This is a genomic window from Ruegeria sp. H9 (genome assembly GCF_056532915.1).
Window position 1 is genome coordinate 470,160 of record NZ_JBQFNX010000002.1, and the last position, 17,104, is coordinate 487,263.

The window sequence follows — 17,104 nt, forward strand, 5'->3', positions numbered from 1 at the left end:
GCTACGAGCGCTTCCGTGGGCAAGGAAGAAATACCGTCAGCCAGTCAAGCCGATGCCAGTTTACCGCAAGACGGGTCATGTGGCGTTGAATCGCCAACGGAAATTATTGGTTGGGCGCCGACCGAAACTCCCAAAACTGACCCAGCCCATTAGTCTTCAATCAGCGAAAAATCGTCGTCATCGCCCGACTTTCTTTTGCGGTTCCTTAGTTTCTTTGTTCGTCTCGGGCCTTTGGGTGCGTAGTTGTCGTTCAACGCTTTCTCGACCAACCATGTCGCAGGGTGATCAGGGAAACCTTCGCCGTAGTGGCGGATCAGATCGATATATTTGAACCCAAGCGCAGATATCTTACCGATCTCCTTGCCTGTAGAGGCGTTTTTGACCACAAGGCCGCCGCCCTTGGCCGCCAGTGCGATGTCTTTCTGTTTCAACGCTGCCGAAAGCTCATTCCAGGAACGCGTATCAGCAATAGCTGTGGTGAGGAGTGTTTTGAGGTCGAGTTTCGATGGACGATCAATCTCCTGTGGTTCTTGAACCGAGATATCCATTGCATTTGCAGACGGGTCGGCCGCTTGTCGATATGGATTGTCCCTTACACGGACGGTCTGAACATCCTCTCGGGCTGTTGGTTTCGGCTGAGTATGCGAGGCTTCGGTATTCTCATGTCGGAAGATCAACTCTGGCAATAAGGTCTCCCAACTATCGCGCTTATGGTAGTGGGCGTAGTCTTCGCCACTATCAATCTTACGCCAGTTGATTATGGCCCCGATCTGGCCAGACGCAAAAACATGCCCGCGGGGTGGCTTCCACGATTTGGCCATACGTCCGACAACACGTTTTAGGGCGTCCAACAAAACCCAATGAGGTTGTTGAAACTCAAGGGAAAGGGTGTCCCCTACATTCGCTGTGCGCACGGCGTTGTGGACTTCATGTGCATCCCTTTGGCGACCGGCGAATGACAAATCTACAATATCGAGCGCGGGCATCTGGTATTTTGTTGCAGGCAAAGAGGTTTCGTCGAGATCGGGCGTCACATGCCTGATAAGAACTGAATCTGAACCCGTTTTAAGAAAGGGGTGCGTTCCGGATGTCAGCACTGTTAGGCTTTGCTGTGCGCGGGTCATTGCCACATAGAATAGGCGACGAGGGGCTTCGTTATCCTCCTCTTTCGAGACTCGGGTCCAACCGCCGTTTAGAATGGCGACATGGTCAAATTCAAGGCCCTTGGCCCTGTGCGCCGTCAGCAACAGCAGTCCACGTTGTTCACCGCGTGTATCCCGGGACCAGTCCGCGATCCACTCAATGATGTCAGGTACTGGCATAGATTTGGTGCCCAACTCACGGGCCAGTTCCGCCACACCTTCTGCCAGCAAATCCACCCATTTGTTGCGAGACTGAACGTTCAGGACCGTGAGGATATCCTGAATGCCCAGAAGTGCGCCTTGTTTCTCGCGCAACCCGGACACCAGACGTTGGGTCTCCCTAAGTCGCCAAACATTCGGAAGGTCTTCGTTGGCCATATCCACGCGCAGACCTTGTGCTTCGGCATAGGTCCGAACTGCATCCAGTGATTTCCAGTCTCGGGAAATCACAGCAACGCGGGACCAGTTCCAATTGGGGTCCAGGCGAGAAAGGCGTATCAGCTCGTTGATTGCTGCTGCAGATTGCTGCATCGCGCCAGCTGGGACGTCCAGCAACTGCACTCGGCCATGGGCAACGGAATCTTTCCCCTCCAGACGTCCGCCGCTGGGTTGAGAGAGCCGCGCCTGATTGATTGTGATTTGGTGATCCATTTTCATGCGTTCAGGCGCCTTGGATATGACCTGATTGGCGGCTTCGATAATATGTGCTGTCGATCGGTAGTTTTCGATCAGAAAAGATGGTCTGGCCTTATAGTCCTCTTCAAATCTGCGGATGAAATCCACGGAAGCCCCGTTGAAAGCATAGATATTCTGGTCGTCATCGCCCACGGCAAACAGGCTTAGTTTAAGCTCGGCATCTTCCAGAGAACGACCGGCCACGGCGGAAATGAGCGCGTATTCCTCCGGGCCAATGTCCTGGTATTCATCCACCAAAATCCAGCGAAACCACTGAATCAGGCTCTCGCGTTGCGCCTCTGCTTCGGCTTTTGTGAGGCCTTCGGGGTTGAGCTGGCGCACCGCCTCCATAATGACATTGTCGAAGTCTTCTGTCGCGGCCTGAACCCCCGCAAAACTGGCGCCAACCAGCTTCATCGCAAGCGAATGGCAAGTCGAGATCGTAACCCCCGCCGCATCATCGCCCACCAGCGCTCGTAGGCGAACACGGATTTCGGCAGCGGCATGGCGATTATAGGCCAGTACCAGGATACCGCGCGGGTCTTCGCGCTTCATCCGTAATAGATAAGCGATCCGGTGCACTAAAACACGGGTCTTCCCAGATCCGGGACCCGCCAAAACCAACACATTGGTCTGGTCCCGATCGTCCGCAACAATGTCCTGTTGGACCTTGTTGCCCAGATCTTCGACAATGGCGGTCCAGGACTTGCTGGTTGTCTGTCGCTTGACCTCTCGTGCCATGCCCGGCATCCAACGTTTCATGAACTGCTCTTTGTTGAGCAGGAAGTAATCCTCCGATAGGCGTTCGGCGTCTGTGATCTTCTCGAGGCCGGTTTCCGCGTAAGTTGCCATGACATGGGTCTGAAGCGTCTGTTCGGCGTAATGCTCTTCCAGAGGGAGGAAGTCCGATTGCGTGAACTGACCACCTTCGGGATTGAGGAATACGGTCATGGCGGGGCGGAATACGGTCAACCCTTTCCCCAGTGTCAAAACGCCCTGTTCATGCATCCAAAGCAGGGAGCGTTCCAACAGCTTGGTCATATCCCGCAGACCGCTGGATTTCAGAACGGCATCTTGTGTGAGCTGCGCCAGAAGGTCACCTACGGTAGTTTCGACCTGCAGATCTTTGCCACGCGCGCCTTTGTCGAGTCGACCCGTCAAAAACTTCAAAAGAATCCCGGCAGCTTGCCACCGAACCTCAGCGGTTTGGGCAATGACTTCCCACGTTCTTATCCGCGTCACGTTTAGAGTGTTTCGGCTGATTTTGCGCAAGCGGATATTGCCGGTGCCTCCATCCTGCCCCTTGCCATCCCGAGCTATGCCCCGGATCAGTTTGTCGATTACATCGGGGCGGGCATCGGCATGGTCCTGATTGCGCAGATGCTGGCAGGTTTCCTGCAGGTTCAGCGGTATTGGAGTCTCTTTGTCCGCATCCGGTGCCAGCTCTCGCATCGACGCGATCAAATCCCGTTCCAGGTTTGCGGCCTCTGTGAGGCGCCCGGAGGAAGACTGCGCCACACCGACATGGATGAAGAGCGTCATCGCAACGTCGTTGCGCGCGATGCCAAAGCTTTCGAGATTGGCCATCGCCTTGGTCAGTGCGCCGGGTGTCAAACCGCTGACGCCGCAGAGCTGATCGGTTGAGACCCCTTCATCCGCCGGGGCCAAAATCAGATGCTGCACGATGGCCAGCAATTGTTTGCGATGCGCTTGAGTGATCTCCGCATCCGCAAGCCGTTGTTTCGCCTCGTCCAGTGTGCGGACCGTTAGCGAAGAAGGGAAAATACGAACACGGTTCTCTTCTCGCGAAACAAGTGTTGCTTCTTCAAGCCACGATACGGCCGTCTTGACTCGTGTGTCATCAGTCGCGCTGTCCCGTTCAAATTCTTGATCTTTTTCGAACCGGACAATCTCACCCGCAGTGGCGACGATCTTGCCGGTTTTGCGTGTGCGTTCGTCGATCCGGCGTAGGGCTTTGAGAATGGCTCCGATTTCATGCCGTGCCAAACGCGAACCCGCGGACAGCCTGAACTGGCGTTCTACATCATCCCCCGCGTACAGAAGCACGCAATCGGCGATTTCCCGGTCGCGTCCGGCGCGCCCAGCCTCCTGCAGGTAGTTTTCCAAGGACCCTGGGATGTCTGCGTGCACCACCAGCCTGATGTCGGGTTTGTCGATGCCCATGCCAAAAGCGTTGGTGGCTGCGATCACCCGCAGGTCTCCGACCCGGAACCGTTCCTGAACGTCGTGTTTGTCATCGGACCCAAGTCCAGCGTGGAAATGTGCCGCGTCCATACCTTGTGATTTTAGAAACTCGGCAACGCGCTCGGTCTCTTTACGCGTCGCGCAATAGATCACGGCGCCGGATCGGCCCTCAGCGGGAAGCAGCTCTTCGATCACGTTCAGGACATCGGTTAGTTTGCTGTTCTTAGTCGTAGGCCTGACATCAAATGTAAGGTTTTTCCGCGATGCTCCACCATCAAGGGACAGCAGCTCGACCCCGGCGCGAGACTGGAAATGTTCGACGATATCGGCGACGACCTCTGGTTTGGCGGTGGCCGTGAGACAGAGGATTGGGGCAGGGGCTTGATCGCCCGAGAACTCTTTGATGAAGCGTCCCAGATATCTGTAATCCGGCCTGAAATCATGACCCCATTTCGACACGCAATGCGCCTCGTCAATAGCCCACAGGCCAACTTCGCGCTGAGCCAGTACCGACCGGATCGATGTACTGCGTAATTGCTCGGGCGAGATGATCAAAATGCCCGCATCCCCCATGCGGACCTTGTCCAAAGCGTCTTGTCGCTCGGGCATGGACATCTGACCATTCACAGTCACGGAACAGGAAATGCCTACGCGCTCCATACCCTGAACCTGATCTGCCATCAGCGCGACCAACGGGGAAATGACCACGGTCAACGCCCCTATTTTGTCGAACCGCGACAAGGCTGGCACCTGATAACACACGGACTTTCCAGTGCCTGTTGGCAAGATGCCGAGCAGGCTTGTTCCGGACATGGCCTCATCGACAATGCGTTCCTGTAGAGGGCGACCATCTGGGTCCACAGGCTGTGGGCGGAAACTGTCGAACCCGAACCACCTGTTCAGCGCACGGACCGGGTCATTCTGTTCAGCACACCACTGACAGGCGGGATCTTTGCAGGACGTATCCCTGAGATGCCGGACAATCAGAGATGCCTCGCGAAATTGCGCCCGTACCCAGGGCGGCATGACCGAGTCCCCACCCGCTACGGTGATCCAGGATAGCGCATAGGCCATAGGCCATCCGTTTCGGGGATTGCTAAGCCTTGCCAGAGTCTGTTCGACCCGTTTACTACAAGCCCGACCGTCCAGCATCCGACGGATGGCGGGAACGGCTTCATCCTGCGGCGGGCAATTGGCTCTTCTTAGGTACTTGAAAACCGCGTCGAACCCTTCGGATTGTTCCGTTCGAGTGGCCAGGAAGTGATAGGCTACAAGCGCATCTGGTTCGCTTTCGGCAAGGTTTTGAAAGGCATCGAGCTGATTAGCGAACACCTCAAATACAAGCCGGGCGTCAAGTTCTGGATCATTGATATGCCCCGCAGCCAGCCGCCCGTCCTGATAGTGTTTGACCAGATGGTGGTACGGGTTGCGAGGGAAGGCCAGCGGGTTCAGCCACAATGTATCAATTGGTGCTCGCATGATCTGGGTCAGATGTGGTCTGGCGGCAATTAGGTGTTCCATATCGTGGTGCAGGAAATTGTGCCCAATCGAATGTGGGACGCCTGCGATGGCCTCTTCCAGGCGATCGAGATCTTTCTCCAGCGCGCTGGATTTCGACTTCAAAGCCGGTTGCTCATCGTTTCGAACGGCGGCAAAGGCAAATACCTTCGAGGTTTTGGGATCCACCTCCAGATCGATGGACAGACATTTGGAAAGAAACTCGTTATGTCGACCGTTCATTTGTGATGCGCAACTGTTCCAAGACTGTAGTCAGAGAATACCTTTTTGAGACCATGTACAACCCGGGCGGGAAGTGATGACTAAACCTATTGGTTGCAAAGCCACAAATGATGGCGATCAATCAAAGTCCGGATACGGCCTTGACGGGGTGGTTCCAACAAACCAGATATTTTTTGCGTTTAGTCTTTATCCGTTTTCGGGAACCGCGCAGCGGTGATGCTGGTTATTTTGAATGGCCGGTTTGGGATGGCCACGCAGGTCTTGGTGATTGGGCCTCAGGCCAATTGCATCGCGCGTCGAGCTTAACAGGCGGGTGAAAATTTTGGGGCCGGTCACATCCAAATAAACAAAGCAACTTGCCGATCGTGTCCTCGGCAAGTTGCACTTTCTATAGTGCCAAGCTTGAAAGGGCGGAAGTGGAGAACCGCGGGCTAAGCGAATGCTCCATCAAGTCCGCCCAATGGCTTCGAATTGAAGGATGTTAACATCCAGCCTCCTGCCTCCTCAGGCACATAAAGTTTCTCGGGTGCCAAACGTTGTTGCAGAACGTCATAAGCGGTTTGCATGAACTCCGGCGGCAATTTGAAGTTTTCGACCGAGAAGTTTTCAACTCCATCGAAGCTCACTTTTTCAATCACAGGTATCAGACCAGGGCGGCCGAAGTCATCGCTCCAATCGCCGCGGAAAAAAAGCACTCCCAAAACGGAACACTCAGTCATTGATAGTGTGAACCGAATGGTCCGGCCATCTTGATCCAGGAGCAATGCTCCGTTGGCAATGGTATTAACCATAGATTTCGACAGATACTCTTTTAAAGTCATAGGTTTCTCTTTGATTGCGGTTTGCCTCGTAAACAGGAAGTGGGATCAGAACCGGAAGCGAGAAGTAATTCTTTGGATATTTTTTGCTCGACGATTGTCAGTCCCGAAAAAAACAAATCCAAATGAGCCGCAGGCCATTTGTTGATTTCCTGATTTCAGGCACTTCCATGACTTCGAGGTCATAAAATATGTTTATAATCAGTATTTTATAGAAAATTTCGTCGCGTCGATCCGGGGTGATGAAGCGATCCTCCGGGTGGCCACGATCACGATCCGGGTCTCACGCACCTTCGATCCGGCGTTTTCACACACCTATCAAACCGCCTTTGGACTGATCGTTTCGGTACGACCTGTTCGACGTACGAAACACGGAGAACGACATGCCAAATGACAATGGCCGCTTCATGATTTCTCATCCGATGGCAGAATACATCAAGCTATTGCCTTTGGGACCAAGTGCCAAAAAGCTGCTGATTGCGCTGATATATCTGCAGCATCTTGAAGAGGATGAATGGCCGACCGTCGTGCTCGACGAGGAGCCGATCAGGTATGAGTACCCACACGAGCACCTTTGTCTGCATTACCACACGCTCAATACATTTCGGGTATTGGGTTTCGCACCGAAGTCCAAAAGTGCCCGTTTCCTCGACAATGCGATCCAGGACCTTCGAACGAAGACCGATCTCTTCGACGAGTTGGAAGTCGAGGCGGGCACACCAACAGTCCTTTTCTGGCAGTTTTCGATTTACGCGGCCGCCCTGATGACCGAGCGAAGACCCTATGCACTCATGCACACCAAAGACATCGCCAATATGAACACCGATTTGGAGCCCGGCTTCGTCACCCTGTTGACGCTGCACGAAAAAATGCAGCGCCCGGAATTCTCGCTCTTTGGCGCGGTTCTTCACAATCGTGGCTGGGACGGTTTTCGCGACGCTCCCATACCTGACATGAGAGCGTTCAAACCGAAACTGTAGCGGCTCCTGAGAAAGTGGAGCACTCTCAAATCCCATGAATACGCTGTCGTAATCTGTCAAAACGGTGAACGTCCGGGCGTCACCGATGTCCGCATTCGCGTGCGGCATGCAAGAACAAAGTGGCCCAAAAACAGTTTTCACACGGTCTACGCTCGCGACGAGTTAATAAAGATTCCGAAAGGTCCCAGCTGTTAGTCGGCGGCCTTCGAAGTGGGATTGAAGAAAACGTTTCGGCTATTTTTTTCCGGATCGGCGTTGTGGACCCATCTGCTCTTCATGAAGCGACTATCCACACTCAGAACCCACTCCGCAGCGCTGACCGGCTTGCCAAGCTTGTCACAAGCCCAGTTATCGAACCGCTGGCAATTGCATCCGGACACGGTGCGCCGGGTGCTGCGCGAATACAGCATCCGTCCTGCGCCCGGGCCGTGGAAGCGCCCGCGCTATGCCATCACGGATGTCTGGCGGGTCGAAGGCGTGCCTCATGCCGAGATGCTGGATCAAGATCAACATCCGGCGCTGATTGAGCCACTGCTGACTGCCAAAGACCTTGCCGAGGAACTCGGCTGCGTTCCGGCAACTGTCCGAAACTATACCCGCGACAACATCATTCCAAGCCTCCGCCTCGGCGGCTCTATCCGGTTCCGGAAACACCAGATTGAGGGTCTTTTTGATGCTGTGTGAGGTCGAAAACACCGCAATTCGCACCTTTGCCCGATCTGGAAAAAGTGAGGAATACGCCCACAAAACCTCACCTCAATACGTTTTGGAGTCCTTTTCCTCATTTCGCATCCAAAGTGCCGAAATTCGAAAAAAGAACCTCAAAACGCATCTCTGAAGATCACCCGGATTTACAAGATTAACCGCGTCACTAACGCCAAAGAAACAACACCAATGATGGAGGCAAGAATGCAAATGACCCTCGAGCAAGCTGTCGAAAAACTCGACGCCGGAGACTACCCATATTCGCAAGCAAACGCGAAGAAGATCCGGGGATCTGCAAACAAATGTAGGAAACTGCCAGCGTATAATTGTCCGCTGGCGATGATCCCGATCGATGTCAATGCCTTCGTCAAGCGATGGTCAAGTCACATCGCCAACAAGGATGCGCCCGAAGGCTTCGACACTTTCAAGCAGTTCGAAACGTGGCACGGCAACGTAAAGAGCCTGATGGCGCACGCGTCAGGATTGCGCGCCGAGGAAAAGCGTCTGCGCGGGCTGGAGGACGACTGGTCACAGCTCCAGAAAGCCGCGACCGCTCTGATCCAACCGCGTAGAAAAGGCAATAACATCCAAACACCAGAACTTATTGCCCTGACAGTTCTGACAAGCCTGGCAAGAAGCAAGGGCGTACAGCCGGCGCAGCTGAATGTTGATATGTTGCACCTCTGGATGAAAGACTGTCACGATCAGGGCCGTAAGAACGCAATTCGTAAAGCTGCGCGTCTGCTGGATCGCCTGCATGAGTTCCCGGAGACTGTCGAATCCTCGCTTTTGCCATCTGTTATCGGTGAGATCCCCAAGGCCACACGCCACCGCGTGACACCAGATTTACCGGCCGAAGTCATCTCGGCTATTAGACAATACCAGGCGACGATGCGCCTCGGTCGACCCTATGATGGGCTCCTGGCAGGCCGCCGTCGCGCCCCGCTTTCTCCGCAGACTGTCAAATCTGCCGGGGATGATCTGAACTGGTACTTCACCTGCCTCTTTGAACTCGGTCGATTGGATTTGGACGGCGGCCAAACCATCGCGGAATTGACCACGGTAGACAATCTGTTTGCCGTCTTCGATGCGGAAGTGGGCGGCGAATACTACTGGAAGCCGCTCGGGGCCAGAACGCTCAAGAAAAACATGGGGGCGGCATTTCGCTTCGCCCGTGAGTTCCACCCTGAATTCTCAAAAGTTCAAAAGGAGTTTTTCGAGACCGAGTACTTCCAAAACTGGGACACAATGACGGAGGCAAACCAGGCATTCTGTCGGCGCCTTGTCGCGTCACCTCGGCGCGTCGAAAAGTTTCTGGCGCTCGCAGGTGAATTTCATATCCAGGCTGTGCCGCTCATCCAAAACTATAAAGATCTTTCGATGGGTGATCAGGCGCGAGCTGTGAGACTTTCACTTGCCGCTGCCATGGCCGCTGTTTTGACCTTTATGCCGCTTCGGGTTGATACACTGGTCAATCTGTCAGTCACTGGCGAGAAGGCCAATGTTTCCTTCCCGATTGGTTCGCGAACTGTCAGCTTCGCCATTCCAAAGGAAATGATGAAAAACAAGAAACCTTTGACAGCGTTTATCAAGAAACGCGGCAAGGTCGATCCTCGTCGAATCCTGGAATGGTGGCTTACCGAAGCGCGCCCGCACTTCATGAAGCGGCTTCACAACCCGGACCCACAGCTACTGTTTGGGGGAGCCCGTTACAGCAACGCAGCCGATGCCTGGCGCTACGCCACCGCTTCGGTCGATTTATACATGAAGCTGCATCAGGTGCGCCACGCCATCGCCTCGATCCTGATCAATCAGCCCGGCGCCGATCTGAGCGTCATTGCCGCACTTCTCAACAACTCTCCGGCCACGGTTTCGAAGACTTACGCATTCTTTGACCAAACTGCCGCGATTGAACGCGGCCAAGATGGGTTGGATGCCGTCAACAACGCACTCGCAAAAGGGAAAAACAGATGAAGTACCTGATCACGGAACAGGAATTGCCGCGACCTATGCGTCGGTATCTCGCCGACGTTGATACTGGACGGGCCTATTATGCAAAAAGTCTTCACCCGAGCAGGCATTCTCTTTCCTCAGCCTTTCGCGGACTCATTGAGACCGCGCGACATCATGGTTATGCGGAAAGGCTATCGCGGGAGACCGGAGTGGCTTTTTTTAATCGCCTGAGGGCGGACGGATGGCAAGAAAACAGCCTGAGTAGTCAGGCAGGGCTGCTTCGGAAATACGCTTTTGAAACCGGCGAGGGCATGGAGTGGGCGATCGAGAGCAGCGCATTTGACCGCCGCCCTCTCGAACTCGTCTTTCGTGCACCGCATTGGTCGCGATTTCTCGCGATCCAATCGGATTTGCAGGAGGTCTGCGAGCCTTCGCTGATCCGTCTTGCCGATCGCTGGATGCGCTGGCGTCAGTCGGTGCCTCGACTTGATGATGCCACAATGCAAAGCTTCAAAGCAGACGCGCGTAACCTCGGGCTTCTGGCTGAATTGATGTCGGAAATTGATCCGGAGAACCCGGACACAAACTTCCTACAGCAATGTCAACGCATACGTCGAACGGTTACCCGCCCAAAATCGCCTCCGCATAAGAAGCCCTCGTTTCACGACCTTCCGGAACCTTTCCATACGGAAATGGTTCGGATCGCCGCACAGTCCGTTAGGCCCAACGGTCTGTCCAGTGCCCGGATCGAATTGTTTTCCTGCGCTCTGCGACGCTTGGTACGGGTCACCAATAACAGGCAAATGCCAGTGGAGCTTTCGATGGAGACGGCGAAAGCCTTCGCCGAAGACGTATTCGACAGCGACATCAAAACGCGAAGCAAAGCAAATTACTGCGACGCACTCGCAGGCTTTGCAAAACACGCCAACTATCCCAGCGAAATTCGCGAGGCGTTTATGGAAACGCACAATGCATTGAAACTGGAGTCCTCGTCTGATCTGCGTCGGAAGGAGGTGGCTTTGGCACAGAACCCACTGAATCTCGTTGACCTCGCAGAAATTGCCCATGCGCAACTTCAACAGGCTCCTCACCAGGATCATATCCGTACCCGTCGGCGTGACTACGCGCTTGCTGGCGCTATGGCTTTGTTGACGAAACTGCCATTGCGCTCTCTCGACCTGCGGACCGGGCGGATCGGTAGGGAATTCCTTAGAGATAGTGAAGGTTGGCGCGTGGAGATCGAGACATCCAAGACTGGAACTTTCATCAACGGTCGACTTGCAGAATGTCTGATCCCCTATCTGGATGCGACGCTACTAATGGGAGTCGGCGAAATGCATCTTTGGGCCGTCTATGAGGCGCGGGTCGGAACGGCACTGTTCGGCAATCCTGCTCGCGGTTGGAAACCTTTCGGTGACAATTGGTTATGGGAGAACATGCGGCGACTGACCGGCCACGGGCCACATATCGCGCGTAGTCTCACATATGATGCCGTGGTGGAGGACCCCGATCTGGATCTACGCGTCGCGCAAGCGCTCTGCGGTCACGCCCACGAGACAAGCCGACACTTTTATGAGCTGAACGCAGATCGCTACCGGCGATTGGAAGCGCAAGATATCCTCGCGGAAATTGCTGCATAGAAAAATCACGCTGAACAAAAAAGCCTTCGGCGCCTTTTTTTGAAAACGCGCTTCTGCTGCTGGATCGAGAATGCAAGACCCAGACAATACAAACGTGATCGCGATATAATTCACCGCGCCCCAGATAGATAACAAGTGCGGCATAGGCGGCAAGATCTATTCAATGGCCCTCGGCGACTCCTCACTTCGATCGGTCGCGTGCCTAATAGCGGGTGAAGTATCCCGGCCCTGACTTCCTCTCATCTTGCTACGTCTTTGTGAGCAGCAAGATGAGAGAAAGCTCAGAGCTCAGATCAACAGAAACTACGTGCAGGGTGAAAGGAGAACGCCCCCGCCTGCGCGCTTGTCGTCCGATGGGGGCGGCGTAAACACAGGGTAATTCCCCATGAATAAAAACCAAATCCTGACCCAGGTCGGCGTTTTCCTCGAATCTGCTGATCTCGATCTTCAACATGCAGTGTTGCTGCTGGGTGGATCCGCAGCACTGATGCGACTACAGCGACTGCGCGCGTCGGTCGCAACTGACAATGCCTACACAATCTGGCATCGCCGCGGTTTGGAGTGGCTGCACGAACTGCTCACTCTGGAGCACGTCGGTGATTTGGACCGCGACGAGAGCGGGCATTTCGCCGAGATTTCACCGGAAGATCCGGCGGTGCTGGTCATCTGCGGGCTGACTGACCAGCTGGAAGCTTTGATCGCCAGAATTGATGAACCAACGCACACGTCTTTAGTGGCTGATTTAGTGGCTGAGAGTGAAGCGGCGGCGTGAGGAGATCGTGATGAGCTACACATACATTCGCCGGGAACAAACGCTCGAGGAACTGGGTGCTTGCGTGATCTCGCAAGCGGCCGCTTTTGCAGACGACTGCGCGCGGCATGGACCAATTCCGCGCGGGCTGATGCGGCGCAGCTTTTCGTATATGCTGGAGCGGCTGGAACGCGGCGACGTTCTCGATGAGCGGGACGATGCGTGTATCGCAATGATCGGCAAAGATCTCGTCTCCGCTGCAAATGCGCGGTGCGCGGGGTACGGAAACAAGGTGCTCGAGATGGACACTGAAGAAGATGTTCTGATCGACAGCGAACTGGAGCACCTGCGTCGCCGGATTCTGGCATGGAGTCAGTTTCAGTTTCTCCGAAATCGCCTGAGGGCGCGGGTGAAGGCGCAATTGCTGATTGGTGCATCGTCCTGACAAGATGCGGAGCGGCGACGTGCAACTGCGCCGCTCGCAAATCCTAACAGGCAATCGACCTCCATTGCTCCACACAGGCTGCTGAATCAGAAATTTACCGACGATCCCGGGCATCGCGAATCCATCTTCTTGAGATGGAATTGACCCAGTCGTTTCAGTTTCGGTCTCAAAATAGGGATTCAAACCAATCTCCAAGCTTTGAGTAGCCGCGCCTAACTGCTCCTTACACCCAAACGAAGTTGTGAGGAGAAAATGAAAACTCGTGCACCAGAGAACACCAGAAAATTCGGGGCAGGGATGCCTGAATCGTAATTGGGCGTTCGCGAGGTGATCGAAGCGGCTCCGCCAGGTTGGTCATCTTGGCCACAAGCTCTGCCGCTTCAACCTCTCAGTTTCCACCAACGGCACAGGATAGGGCCCCGAAAGACAATAATGGGACATGAAAACAATGGCTAAACGAGCAGTCCGAAACCCTGCTTCATTCGAAAACCTTGAGCTGATTGATGGGCTGGCCAACCGACCTCCTCCCATCAAGGCAGCAGTCGTCGCGCGCCTCAGCGGATTCTCCCAAAGGAAGATCACTGACCTCGCAAGCAAGCAGGAAATCCCTGGCGCCACAAAACGTGAAGGTCTCTGGCTTTTTGACCAACACGCAATTCACATCTGGCTCAATGAGGGAAACAAAAAATGTCGAGCAACATCTACAAGCAATCGGGAAGCAAAAACTGGCATCTCCGTGTCACGATTGACGGAGTCCGCCACAGAGAGTCGCTTCGAACAACTTCGAAGCGCGTCGCGGAAAAGAAGGCGAAAGACCGCATAAAGGAATTGCGGGCGAAAGCCGATAAGGGCGAAGACGATTGGTTGTTTCAGGTCGGTTACGTCAAGTTCTACGACGGAATGGGGCAGGGAGACACCGCTTGGTCGGACGAGACCGTCAAGCGTTACAAGACAAGCCTGCGCCAAATACTCAACATCCTCGATGAGCTTTGTGAAGATGAGGACCGTGATATTCGCGATCTCTTTGCAACGGAAATTACAACGGCCGTGGTATCCGAGTTCGTCGAGCGAAGGAAAGACAAAGGTGTCACTGTGTCTACGATCAACCGCGATCTGACCGCGTTCCGGCACCTGATGGCTGAGATGAAAAACCAAGGTTGGGTTAGTGAGAACCCAGTCGTGTCCTATGAACGACAGGGAATGAAAGAGAATTTGCCAGACATTGAAATTCCAACCGATGACGCAATCAGGAAATTGGGGGCCAGAGCACCGGGAACACTGGCGTTCTTTCCGGAGTTCCTAAACGAAACCGGGGGGCGGGTCACCGAAACGGCGATGCTCAAGTGGTTCGACATAAAGGGATTGGAGCGGCCGACTGAAGGCAACGTTAAGGTCACCTATCGGAAAACCAAGGGGGGCAAGATCCGGGTCGTATTATTGCGACAAGCGGCGATCGACATCCTCCTTCGCATTCCGCGCTCCAATTCGTCTCCATACTTATTTTGGAACCGGAGCGATCACGGCTACTACAAGGATGCGTCGAACCTGTTCTGGGAATACGGGCAAGAAACTGGATTTGGCTCACGCCTGCACGATATCCGGCACAAGTTCGCGATCGAACGTCTGCAGGAGGGCTGGAGCATCTACCGGGTCAGCCGCTATATCGGCCATGTGTCGGTGAGGACGACCGAGCGCTATTACTTCCGGTATCTGACCCAGGAAGAGCAAGATGCCGCGAGTTCCGATGGGGACAACGGCTTCCGGTAAATCTTCGCTGGCTCATGACCTGAAGACGGGCCTCGCAGATCTGCGGGGCCCGTTTCCTTTTGTCGATCTTCGATCAGCAATGGTTGTCTGAACGACGCATTTGCCGTGAAAATTGGATTGGACCGATGACATAGCCGGCGCAACCGGAGCTCGAAATGTGACATAGTATGTCAAGTTTCGGGATTGTGAGGGCTGGCATGGGCACCTGATGAGTCGCCTCGTTGGCGATAACTATTCTTACTTATCAGGGATATAGTGGCGGAGAGACAGGGATTCGAACCCTGGGTGGGCTTGCACCCACAACGGTTTTCGAGACCGCCCCGTTCGACCACTCCGGCACCTCTCCGCGGGGGTCTGTGAGGGGGGGATTTAGTGGTGAACGGGCAGGGGTGCAAGCAGAAAATACCGGATTTTGACGATAGTGGGATTTTCCGTTGCCAGAGGTAAGAAAACACCTAGGCTGATATGTATGACTTACTTTATACGCCAGTTCGCAATCAGCCTCATCCTTCCAATATTCTCGCTTGGTGTCATGGCCTCGCCATCTCAGGCCGCCAGTCAGGATCAGATTGAGGCGTTTCTAACCACGACAGGGTTTGACGTTGCCTTGGAAAGCATAGCGCAGGCCTCTGCTTCGGCCCCGCAGATGCTGGGTATCGACCCTGACGGCTTCGGATCGGATTGGGCGCGTCTGACCGAAGAGGTGTTTGATACCGCTTTGATGCACGAAACGGCCGTCTCGATCCTTGAACAGACGCTTAGCGAAGAGGCGCTGGTCCACGCGGTCTCGTTTTACGCCTCGGAGTTGGGGCAAAGACTGGTCGTTGCTGAAAACGCCGCTCATATGGATGACGATGATGATGCTAAACAACTGGCCGGGCAAGAAATCGTCTCGAAGTTGATAAAAGAAGGCTCATCTCGTGTTGAAAGCCTGAAGCGCATGAACCGTGCGGTGGACGCCAGCGGAACCTCGCTGCGCGCGCTGCAAGAGATTCAGGTGCGGTTTTTACTGGCGGCAAGTGCGTCTGGCATTATCGACATGCAACTGAGCGGAGATGAACTGCGCGCGATGATCCAACGCAATGAAGGTGAGTTGCGTCGATCTCTGCAACTGTCAGCTTTGGCAGGGGCGGCTTACACCTACCAGGATTTCTCGGATGAGGATGTCGACGCCTATGTTGACGCTCTGGAACAGCCTCTGATGCAGGAGGTCTATGAGCTGTTGAATGCGATCCAATATGAAATCATGGCGATGCGGTTTGAAGTATTAGCCGCCCGCATGGCCGAATTGCACCCGGCGCAGGATATCTGATGCGAGTTTTAGCTACGGCACTCTGTTTGACGATCTGGGCGCTGCCTCTGGCCGCAAGCGAGCGTGCTGAAAGACTGATGCAGGCGATGCATATTTTGGATTTTATGAAAATTCTTAGTGAAGAAGGCGTGGCGCAAGGGCATGCAATCAACGAGTCGATGCTGGGCAGCTCAGGAGGAGCCTATTTTTTGGCGCAAGTTGAGGATTTGTACGATCCGAGCACGATGCACCAACAACTTTCGCTGTCGGTTGGCGAGATGATGTCCGATGTGCAGCTAGAACAAGCTTCGATCTTTTTTGAAAGCGAACTGGGGCAAAGCATCGTTTCTCTGGAAAACTCGGCGCGCCGGGCCATTGCAGATGACGCGATCGAAGAGATGGCGCGCAGCGCTTACGAACAGGCTGATCGCGAGGGCATGTTTTTTCGTCTTGTAGATGAATATGTGCAGGTCAACGACCTGATCGAGAAAAATGTGCAAGGCACCATCAGCGCCGATTATAGTTTTTACCAAGGACTTGCCTCCGGGCAAAGTGCCCTGTTCGACGATGCATCCGTGTTGCAGGAACTGCTATCTCAGCATGAGAACACCAGGGCGGAGACAACTGAATGGATGTACTCGTTCCTTTTATTGGCCTATCAGCCGTTGAACGAGTCTCAGATGCGAGAGAACATCGCCTTTTCCCGCACCGATGCGGGTCGGGCCTTGAATTCCGCCTTGTTCATGGGTTTTGATGAGATGCTAAACGGCATCTCTTACCAGCTTGGGCAATCCGTTGCGCAAGCCATGAAAGCGTCGGATCTCTGAGCCGCAGATTTTCGGATCTCAAAGCTGCGGATTTTTGGTTGACTTTCTTCATGAATGCTTCGATAAGCGCGCATCCCGGCCGGCTTTCCGCGCCGGGTATCGTTATTCTTTGACCTGATGGCATGTGCCAAAGGTCATTCACACAGCCCGAAAAGGGCGCGCTGT

At 54.3% G+C, this 17,104-nt stretch carries 11 protein-coding genes and 1 tRNA gene; 9 read left to right on the forward strand and 3 right to left on the reverse strand.

The features are described 5' to 3' along the window. Positions 1–149: 149 nt before the first annotated feature. Together ACR0CZ_RS10895 and ACR0CZ_RS10900 are read right to left on the reverse strand one after the other, a co-directional pair. Positions 150–5,762 carry a RecQ family ATP-dependent DNA helicase gene (locus ACR0CZ_RS10895; RefSeq protein ID WP_480536945.1) on the reverse strand — a complete coding sequence of 1,871 codons (5,613 nt, stop codon included), beginning with the start codon at positions 5,760–5,762 and terminating at the stop codon, positions 150–152. Between the two features lie 431 nt (positions 5,763–6,193). Continuing rightward, positions 6,194–6,583, reverse strand: a complete 390-nt coding sequence (locus ACR0CZ_RS10900; protein ID WP_170393097.1) for a hypothetical protein — start codon at positions 6,581–6,583, stop codon at positions 6,194–6,196. A gap of 380 nt (positions 6,584–6,963) precedes the next feature. Between ACR0CZ_RS10900 and ACR0CZ_RS10905 the strand changes: the two genes are divergently transcribed. The 7 genes from ACR0CZ_RS10905 (at position 6,964) to ACR0CZ_RS10935 (ending at position 14,821) form a co-directional block, all read left to right on the forward strand. Further along, positions 6,964–7,560: a hypothetical protein gene (locus ACR0CZ_RS10905; RefSeq protein ID WP_480536944.1), complete on the forward strand. Its 597-nt coding sequence runs from the start codon at positions 6,964–6,966 to the stop codon at positions 7,558–7,560. A 276-nt stretch (positions 7,561–7,836) separates the two neighbouring features. After that, positions 7,837–8,244, forward strand: a complete 408-nt coding sequence (locus tag ACR0CZ_RS10910; RefSeq protein WP_170393095.1) for a helix-turn-helix domain-containing protein — start codon at positions 7,837–7,839, stop codon at positions 8,242–8,244. A gap of 225 nt (positions 8,245–8,469) precedes the next feature. Further along, positions 8,470–10,239: a hypothetical protein gene (locus ACR0CZ_RS10915; RefSeq protein ID WP_480536943.1), complete on the forward strand. Its 1,770-nt coding sequence runs from the start codon at positions 8,470–8,472 to the stop codon at positions 10,237–10,239. A gap of 188 nt (positions 10,240–10,427) precedes the next feature. Continuing rightward, positions 10,428–11,858, forward strand: a complete 1,431-nt coding sequence (locus tag ACR0CZ_RS10920; protein WP_480536942.1) for a hypothetical protein — start codon at positions 10,428–10,430, stop codon at positions 11,856–11,858. Between the two features lie 385 nt (positions 11,859–12,243). Then, positions 12,244–12,630, forward strand: coding sequence for a hypothetical protein (locus ACR0CZ_RS10925; RefSeq protein ID WP_170393092.1), 387 nt, complete (start codon positions 12,244–12,246; stop codon positions 12,628–12,630). Between the two features lie 10 nt (positions 12,631–12,640). Beyond that, positions 12,641–13,054 carry a hypothetical protein gene (locus tag ACR0CZ_RS10930; RefSeq protein WP_170393091.1) on the forward strand — a complete coding sequence of 138 codons (414 nt, stop codon included), beginning with the start codon at positions 12,641–12,643 and terminating at the stop codon, positions 13,052–13,054. A 687-nt stretch (positions 13,055–13,741) separates the two neighbouring features. Then, positions 13,742–14,821 carry a tyrosine-type recombinase/integrase gene (locus tag ACR0CZ_RS10935; protein ID WP_170465361.1) on the forward strand — a complete coding sequence of 360 codons (1,080 nt, stop codon included), beginning with the start codon at positions 13,742–13,744 and terminating at the stop codon, positions 14,819–14,821. 256 nt (positions 14,822–15,077) lie between these two features. Here ACR0CZ_RS10935 and ACR0CZ_RS10940 read toward each other — a convergent pair. Continuing rightward, positions 15,078–15,167 (reverse strand) — tRNA-Ser (locus ACR0CZ_RS10940). 123 nt (positions 15,168–15,290) lie between these two features. On the opposite strand from ACR0CZ_RS10940, the gene ACR0CZ_RS10945 reads away from it, so the two are divergent. Next, positions 15,291–16,133, forward strand: a complete 843-nt coding sequence (locus ACR0CZ_RS10945; protein WP_170393089.1) for a DUF2059 domain-containing protein — start codon at positions 15,291–15,293, stop codon at positions 16,131–16,133. Positions 16,134–16,159: 26 nt separating this feature from the next. After that, on the forward strand, positions 16,160–16,939 hold the full coding sequence (locus tag ACR0CZ_RS10950) for a DUF2059 domain-containing protein (RefSeq protein ID WP_480503242.1): 780 nt from the start codon (positions 16,160–16,162) through the stop codon (positions 16,937–16,939). Positions 16,940–17,104 lie beyond the last annotated feature (165 nt).

What these genes read in the sequence shown, in the direction of transcription:
- ACR0CZ_RS10895 (WP_480536945.1), bottom strand. Translation starts at nt 5,762, where the DNA reads ATGAACGGTCGACATAACGAGTTTCTTTCCAAATGTCTGTCCATCGAT.
- ACR0CZ_RS10900 (WP_170393097.1), bottom strand. Translation starts at nt 6,583, where the DNA reads ATGACTTTAAAAGAGTATCTGTCGAAATCTATGGTTAATACCATTGCC.
- ACR0CZ_RS10905 (WP_480536944.1), top strand. Translation starts at nt 6,964, where the DNA reads ATGCCAAATGACAATGGCCGCTTCATGATTTCTCATCCGATGGCAGAA.
- ACR0CZ_RS10910 (WP_170393095.1), top strand. Translation starts at nt 7,837, where the DNA reads ATGAAGCGACTATCCACACTCAGAACCCACTCCGCAGCGCTGACCGGC.
- ACR0CZ_RS10915 (WP_480536943.1), top strand. Translation starts at nt 8,470, where the DNA reads ATGCAAATGACCCTCGAGCAAGCTGTCGAAAAACTCGACGCCGGAGAC.
- ACR0CZ_RS10925 (WP_170393092.1), top strand. Translation starts at nt 12,244, where the DNA reads ATGAATAAAAACCAAATCCTGACCCAGGTCGGCGTTTTCCTCGAATCT.
- ACR0CZ_RS10930 (WP_170393091.1), top strand. Translation starts at nt 12,641, where the DNA reads ATGAGCTACACATACATTCGCCGGGAACAAACGCTCGAGGAACTGGGT.
- ACR0CZ_RS10935 (WP_170465361.1), top strand. Translation starts at nt 13,742, where the DNA reads ATGTCGAGCAACATCTACAAGCAATCGGGAAGCAAAAACTGGCATCTC.
- ACR0CZ_RS10945 (WP_170393089.1), top strand. Translation starts at nt 15,291, where the DNA reads ATGACTTACTTTATACGCCAGTTCGCAATCAGCCTCATCCTTCCAATA.